Origin of the sequence: Nocardia coffeae (assembly GCF_019890715.1) — a bacterium.
GTDB lineage: Bacteria > Actinomycetota > Actinomycetes > Mycobacteriales > Mycobacteriaceae > Nocardia > Nocardia jiangxiensis.
This window is the reverse complement of record NZ_JAINZY010000002.1, coordinates 971078-978046: the sequence shown is the minus strand read 5'-3', so window position 1 is coordinate 978046 and position 6969 is coordinate 971078. Positions and strand designations below refer to the sequence as shown.

Genomic DNA, 6969 nt, shown 5'->3' with positions numbered 1-6969 from the left:
GTCGGCTCGGCCCCGATGCGGGGCTGCCGCGACGTACCGAAAGCCGACAACTCGCTCAACGGGCGGCCGCATGCAGCGGATTTCGGTGCAGCACCAGTTTGGTCGTGCGCGCCACGTACGCTTCGGGTGCGTCTTCCCATTCGGCGGTGAGAGTGGTGACCTCCTCGGCCGGAAACTTCTCTCGAGCAATGAAATTCAGGAGATCCGGCAGGATCGGCCGAACGTTCGAGACGCCGATCTTCAGCGTCGCGTCGTTGGCGTACATGTGCATCAGCGGGACTTTTGTGCCGACCGGCAGGTAGTAGCCGACGGGCTGACACAGCCCGCCCGGGGCCAGTGAGCGCAATGCGGCGTCGACTCCGGCGGCCGAGGAGGTGCCTTCCACGGCGATGTCGTAGTCACGGCGCGGGATGTCGCTGCGGCGCAGTTTGCCCTTCGACGCCGTGGCATGAGGTGTGGCCCCGAGCTTTTCGGCGATGTGGAGCCGTTCGGGGCGGTGGTCGACATAGTCGACCACCGCCGCGCCGTGGCGGACCGCCAAACCCGCCGCGTACAGTCCGATGCTCTGCGCCGCACCACCCAGAACGAGGACTCTGCCGTTCGGCCGCACCTGCAATCCCGGGACCACGCATCGCCAGGCGTCGGCGAGGTTGTCACTGGCCGCAGCGACCCGCAGTGGGTCGACACCGGCCGGAACCGGGACCAACATGTGGTCGGCGAACGGAATCCGCAGCAGGTCCGCGACCATCCCGCCCCAGGGGCCACTGGCCGCACCGAAGCCGAATGCCGCCAACGTCGAGGTGCGTGTGGTGGAGCATTTCGCGGTGAGACCGAGTCGGCATTCGCGGCAGTCGCCGCACGAGACCGCCCAGGGGACCACCACGACGTCCCCTCGACGCAGAGTGGTGATGTCCGAACCGGTCTCGATCACTTCGGCGATGCACTCGTGCCCGATCCCGAACGGCCCCCGGAACGGCACCGGACCGCAGATCCCGGACACGACCGGATCGATCGCACCGACCCGGAGGCCGAGCTGCATCGCGCGGGACACATGCCGATGGATCGGCAGGGTGTCCCCGTCACATCGGCCCGCGACGAAGGGCCGCACGATCGCGTCCCGCGGATCGCGCAGCACCGGCTCCGGCCGTTCCCGCCACCGCACCCGGCCCGTGCGAATGAACTGCAGCTCACGCATTGTTCGCGTCTCCTTCCGGTCCTGCCGAACCGTCTATGACAGTCGTTATAATTCGGGCACGCTACTATATGACGATCGTTATAGCCAGGGAGGTGGGTGTGGTGGAATCGCAGGATTCGCGTCAGAAACTCGTGGCCGGCGCGGCCGATATGATCCGGCGGCGCGGCCTGAACGCCACCAGTGTGCGCGAGTTGGCCAAGTACGCTCACGCACCGCTGGGATCGACCTACCACTACTTCCCCGGAGGTAAGACCCAACTGGCCACCGAGGCAGTCACCTTCGCCGGAGATCTCACTGCGACCGCGCTGGCCCGGGAACTCGAGAACGGACCGGTCGAGGGGTTACGCGCCTTCCTGCGGATGTGGCGAAAGGTCGTCGTGGACAGCGATTTCCAGGCCGGTTGTCCCGTGTTGGCGGTCTCGGTCGAGGACCTCGCCGAAGCGGACGCGGCTCCACATCAGGCAGCGGCCACCGCTTTCACTCGATGGACGAACCTGCTCACGGCCTCACTGCGCACCCACGGAGCCGATCCGGCCGATGCCGCGCGCACCGCCACGCTGATCGTCGCCGCGGTGGAAGGGAGCGTCGCCATCTGTCGTGCCGAGCGCAGCGCCGCGGCATTGGACCGCATCGGCGAAAAACTCGACACGATCGTCGAGTACGCGATCGGGCGGACACACCACACACCGTGACCGCGACGTCCTTCGATTACGGCGTCGACCGCCTCCCGGAAGGAACGAACTTCACAGCGTCCCCGAGCGCGCGTCACGCCACAGGTCCACCGCACCGTCCCTATCCAGCAGCGCATCGATCTCGACCAGTTCCTGCGCGCTCAATTCGCGGTTCTCGAGCGCCGCGACGTTCTGCTCCAACTGCGCCACCGAGGACGCGCCGATCACCAGGGAGGTCACCCGCGGATCACGCAACGCCCACACCAGCGCCAGTTGCGCCAGACCCTGACCGCGCCTGGACGCGATCGCGTCCAGCGCACGCAGCCGCGCGATCATCTCCTCGGTGAGCAACTCGTTCTGGAACGACTTGCCTTGCGTCGCACGCGATCCCGCCGGAACACCGTCCAGGTACCGAGAGGTCAGCAGCCCCTGTGCCAGCGCGGTGAACCCGATGATCCCGAAGCCTTCCGCGGCGGCGGTGTCGAGCAGCCCCTCGGTTTCGATCCAGCGATTCAGCATCGAATACGACGGCTGATGGATCAGCAGCGGAGTGCCCAGCTCCCGCAGGATTCCCGCCATCCGCGCCGAATGCTCGGCATCATAAGAAGAGATCCCGATGTACAACGCTTTGCCCTGCCGCACCGCGGTATCGAGCGCCGCCGCGGTCTCCTCCAGCGGCGTGGTCGGATCGAACCGGTGCGAGTAGAAGATGTCGACGTAGTCCAGACCGAGTCGCGACAACGACTGATCCAACGAGGCCAGCACGTATTTGCGCGAACCGCCGCCCTGTCCGTACGGGCCGGGCCACATGTCCCACCCGGCCTTGGTGGACACGATCAGCTCGTCGCGATACGCCGCCAGATCCTCCCGCAGCAACCGCCCGGCATTGATCTCCGCCGAGCCGTACGGCGGGCCGTAGTTGTTCGCCAGATCGAAATGCGTGATCCCCAGATCGAATGCGCGCAAGGCGATCTCACGCTGCACCGAGAACGGCCGATCATCACCGAAGTTGTGCCAGAACCCGAGTGAGAGCACCGGCAGATCCAGGCCCGACCGCCCGGTGCGCCGAAACTGCATGGTCCCGTCGTAGCGGGTGGGTTCGGCACTGTAGGTCATCGGACTCCTCTCACGGTGGGCTCAGTGATTCAAGCACGAGACGTCATCGGCGGCAGCGCATGCCGCGCTGGTTCCGCCATTCACACCGTGGGAGGTGGTGTGCTGACCGACAACTCCGGCAACGGCTCCCGATACGGCTCGATCTGCACCAGACTCAACTGCCCCGTACAGCCCTGGCTCAGCATCGAGGACGGCCGATCCGCGGTGAGCACGTTCGGATTGCCGTGCCGACAGAAACTCGGATCCGCCGGATCCGGGTCGTACCAGGCGCCGGTGGACAGCTGCGCGATCCCGGGCTGCACCGCATCGGAGACGACCAGACCCGCCAGGCAACTGCCGCGATCGTTGAAGATGCGCACCACCTCTCCCGCATTCAGCCCACGCGCGGCGGCTTCGTCCGGATGTAGACGCACCGGTTCGCGACCTGCCACCTTCACCGATTGGCTGTGCGCACCGACATCGAGCTGGCTGTGCAACTTGGTATGCGGCTGGTTCGCGATCAACTGCAACGGGAAGTGCTGGGCCGCACCACTTCCCAGCCACTCCTGCGGCTCGATCCAGACCGGATGTCCCGGACAGTCCGCGTAGCCGAAACTGTCGATGGTCTCGGAGAAGATCTCGATCCGCCCGCTCGGCGTACTCAGCGGGTGTGCCTCGGGATCGGCGCGGAAATCGGCGAACACCACCTGCTCCGCGTCGGTGACCCCGAGTTCGAATCCCTCTCCCGCCCAGAACTCCTCGAAGTCCGGAACGTCGGTGTGCCCCACTCCGGCATGCCACTGGTCGTACAGGTGTCGCAGCCATTCCTCGACGGTGCGTCCCTCGGTGAATTCCTTACCGATACCCAGTTTTTCGGCCACATCCGCCAGAATCGAATAGTCGTCGCGCGCCTGACCGTGTGGACGGGTCAGCGCGGGCATCGGGAAGAACATGCGATCGTTGTCGCCTGCCCCGTAATCGTCCCGCTCGACCGACATCGTGGACGGCAACACGATATCGGCATGTCGCGCGGTGCTCGTCCAGAACGGATCGTGCACCACGATCGTGTCCGGACGGCCGAACGCCTCCCGCAACCGCGCCAGGTTCTGATGGTGATGGAACGGATTGCCCCCGCACCAGTACACGAGCCGGATATCCGGATACACCAGCCTGCGGCCGTCGTAGTCGTACTCCGCACCGGGATCGAGCAGCATATCGGCGACCCGGGCGACCGGGATGAAGGTCTGCACCGGATTCACTCCCTGGGGGAGCCTCGGCACCGACACCTGCCGGGCGGGCTCGCCGATACTGCTGGTGGATCCGTAACCGTGCCCGAATCCGCCACCCGGCACCCCGATCCCGCCGAGCATCGCCGCGAGTACCACGCCCAGCCACACCGGCTGCTCACCGTGCTCGGCCCGCTGCAACGACCAGCTCACCGTGACGAACGTGCGCGCGGCCGCCATCTCCCGGGCCAGCTCGCGAATCCGGCCCGCGGGAACCCCGGTGATCGCCGCGGCCCACTCCGGATCCTTCACCACACCGTCGTGGGCGCCGCGCAGATACCGGGCGAACCGATCGAAGCCGACCGTGTATCGATCCAGGAAATCGGTATCGGCCAAACCTTCCGCATCGAGTACCTGCGCCAATGCCAGCATCAACGCCGCGTCGCTGCCCGGACGCGGCGCGATCCACTCCGCCTGCGCCTCGTCGGGCATATCGTCACGCAGTGGACTGACCGAGACGAATCGGCAGCCCCGAGCCCGCGCCGCGACGATCCAGCCGCGGGCGTGATGACGCGACACACCGCCGGGTGTCACCGCGGAATTCTTCGGCGACAACCCGCCGAACGCGACCACCAACTCGGTGTGCTCGGCCAGGACCGACTTCGAAGTGCCTTGTTGCAGCAGCCAATACAGATCGGCCAGCACATGCGGCAGCAGCACCGTCGAGGTGCCCATGCTGTAGCTGTTCACGTGCCGCACATAGCCGCCGAGGCAGTTCAGGAATCGGTGCACCTGACTTTGCGCGTGATGGAACCGCCCCGCACTGGCCCATCCGTACGACCCGCCGTAGACCGCCTCGGGCCCGAATTCGCCGTACACCCGGCGCAATTCGCCCGCCAGCAGATCCGTCGCCCGCTCCCAGGACACCGGCACATACGAATCCGCCCCGCGCCCCGGCGCGCCCGGCCCCTGCTCGAGCCACCCGCGCCGCACATACGGTTGAGAGATCCGCGTCGGATGATGTTGCGCCGAAGCGACATTCTCGATCAACGGCATCGGCTCAGGATCACCGCGCCACGGCCGGACCCGCGTCAGCCGCTCGCCATCGCTGACCGCCTCGAATGCCCCCCAGTGGGTCAGATGCGTCGTCATGGCTTCACGGTAGACCTCGCCACCGACAGATTCACACAACTGGACACACGACCATGTTCGGCGAACAATGACCAGCGCTCCGGAGCGTCCGACCAGTACAAGGTCGACGTCCCGGCTAGCGTTTCAGCTCGACCATCAGCAGTACTCGACGCCGAGGAGTCCGATGCGCCCGCTCACCCGACGCCACGCCCTGGCCGCCTTCGCCGCGGGCACCGCCGCCGCCCTGGCCGGACCCGCGGTCACCGCCGCGGCGCGCCCGGCACCCCCGGCGAACCTCCCGCCCTTGGGCCACGATTTCCTCTGGGGCGTCGCCAGCGCCGGATTCCAATGCGAAGGCCACGCTCTCGACAGCAACTGGACCCGCTACGTCGCGAAAAACCCCGACTACGACCCCTACCGCAACGCCGTGGACTTCTACAGCCGCTACCCGGCCGACATCGCCCTGGCCGCACAACTGGGCGTGCGGGTCTACCGCATCAGCATCGAATGGTCCCGCATCCAGCCCCATCCGGACACCTGGGACGAGGCGGGCTTCGCGTTCTACGACCACGTCGTGGACACCATCACCGCACACGGCATGCGCCCCATGCTCACCCTCGACCACTGGGTGTACCCGGGCTGGGTCGCGGACCGCGGCGGCTGGGCCAACCCCGACATGACCGCGCTGTGGCTCACCAACGCTCGAAAAGTGGTGGACCGCTACGCATCCCGCAATCCGCTCTGGGTCACCTTCAACGAACCCGCCTTCTACATCGTCAACGAGCTCACCAACGGTGGCCTGGCCGCGGACCGCGTGCCGATGATGCAGCAGCAGCTCGCCCGAGCGCACAACAGCATCTACGACCACATCCACCAGCGCCGGCACGGCGCACGCGTCACCAGTAACGTCGCCTACACCGTCGGCACCGCCGAGCCCGTCGTCAACGACCCCATGCTCGATGCCATCGCCGCCAAACTCGACTACATCGGGATCGACTACTACTACGGCTACAGCCCGCAATCGGTCCTGACCACGTCCCCCGCCGACTTCAAGAAGCTGTGGAATCAGCCGCTGCAGCCCGAAGGGATCTACTACGCGCTGGAATACTATGCGCGCCGATTCCCCGGCAAGCCGCTGTACATCGTCGAGAACGGCATGCCCACCTACAACGGGCAACCCCGCGCGGACCACTACACCCGTGCCGACGACCTGCGCGACACCGTCTACTGGCTCCAGCGCGCCAAGGCCGACGGCATGCCGCTGATCGGCTACAACTACTGGAGCATCACCGACAACTACGAATGGGGCAGTTACGCACCGCGTTTCGGCCTCTACACCGTCGACGTACTCACCGATCCGGCACTGACCCGACGGCCCACGGACGCCGTGCCCGCCTATTCGGCGATCACCCGCGCCGGGGGCGTCCCCGCCGGATACCGGCCCACTCGCGCCCCGGCAGCCTGCGCCCTCGGCGATGCCCCCACCAGCTGCGTCGACCCGGTCACGCTGCCGCACTGAGACGTTCATGGTTTGCTGCTGTGGTCACCGCACCACGACTGACGAAACCCCCTGCGCGCCTGCGCCTTCCGCGCATTCATGCTGGACCGTGGTGGCCGGGCGCTTCCTGGCCGGAGCCGCCCATGACTCAGC

Annotated in this window: 5 protein-coding genes; 2 read left to right on the top strand and 3 right to left on the bottom strand. The window is 66.8% G+C overall.

The genetic code is table 11. From position 1 onward, the window contains the following. Positions 1 to 55: 55 nt before the first annotated feature. Complete coding sequence (locus K7711_RS13565; protein ID WP_222969163.1) at positions 56 to 1195, bottom strand: zinc-dependent alcohol dehydrogenase; 1140 nt, start codon at positions 1193 to 1195, stop codon at positions 56 to 58. Between the two features lie 101 nt (positions 1196 to 1296). Here K7711_RS13565 and K7711_RS13560 point away from each other — a divergent pair, with 101 nt between their 5' ends. Beyond that, a complete protein-coding gene (locus tag K7711_RS13560; RefSeq protein WP_308014706.1) occupies positions 1297 to 1887 on the top strand; it encodes a TetR/AcrR family transcriptional regulator in 591 nt (196 codons plus the stop codon). Between the two features lie 51 nt (positions 1888 to 1938). Here K7711_RS13560 and mgrA read toward each other — a convergent pair whose 3' ends face one another. Together mgrA and K7711_RS13550 are read right to left on the bottom strand one after the other, a co-directional pair. After that, complete coding sequence (gene mgrA / locus K7711_RS13555; RefSeq protein WP_222969159.1) at positions 1939 to 2982, bottom strand: L-glyceraldehyde 3-phosphate reductase; 1044 nt, start codon at positions 2980 to 2982, stop codon at positions 1939 to 1941. A gap of 80 nt (positions 2983 to 3062) precedes the next feature. Next, positions 3063 to 5339: a molybdopterin-dependent oxidoreductase gene (locus tag K7711_RS13550; RefSeq protein ID WP_222969157.1), complete on the bottom strand. Its 2277-nt coding sequence runs from the start codon at positions 5337 to 5339 to the stop codon at positions 3063 to 3065. A gap of 163 nt (positions 5340 to 5502) precedes the next feature. Here K7711_RS13550 and K7711_RS13545 point away from each other — a divergent pair, with 163 nt between their 5' ends. Next, positions 5503 to 6837 (top strand): family 1 glycosylhydrolase, encoded by a 1335-nt coding sequence (locus tag K7711_RS13545; protein WP_222969155.1) that lies wholly within the window; start codon positions 5503 to 5505, stop codon positions 6835 to 6837. Positions 6838 to 6969: the final 132 nt, after the last annotated feature.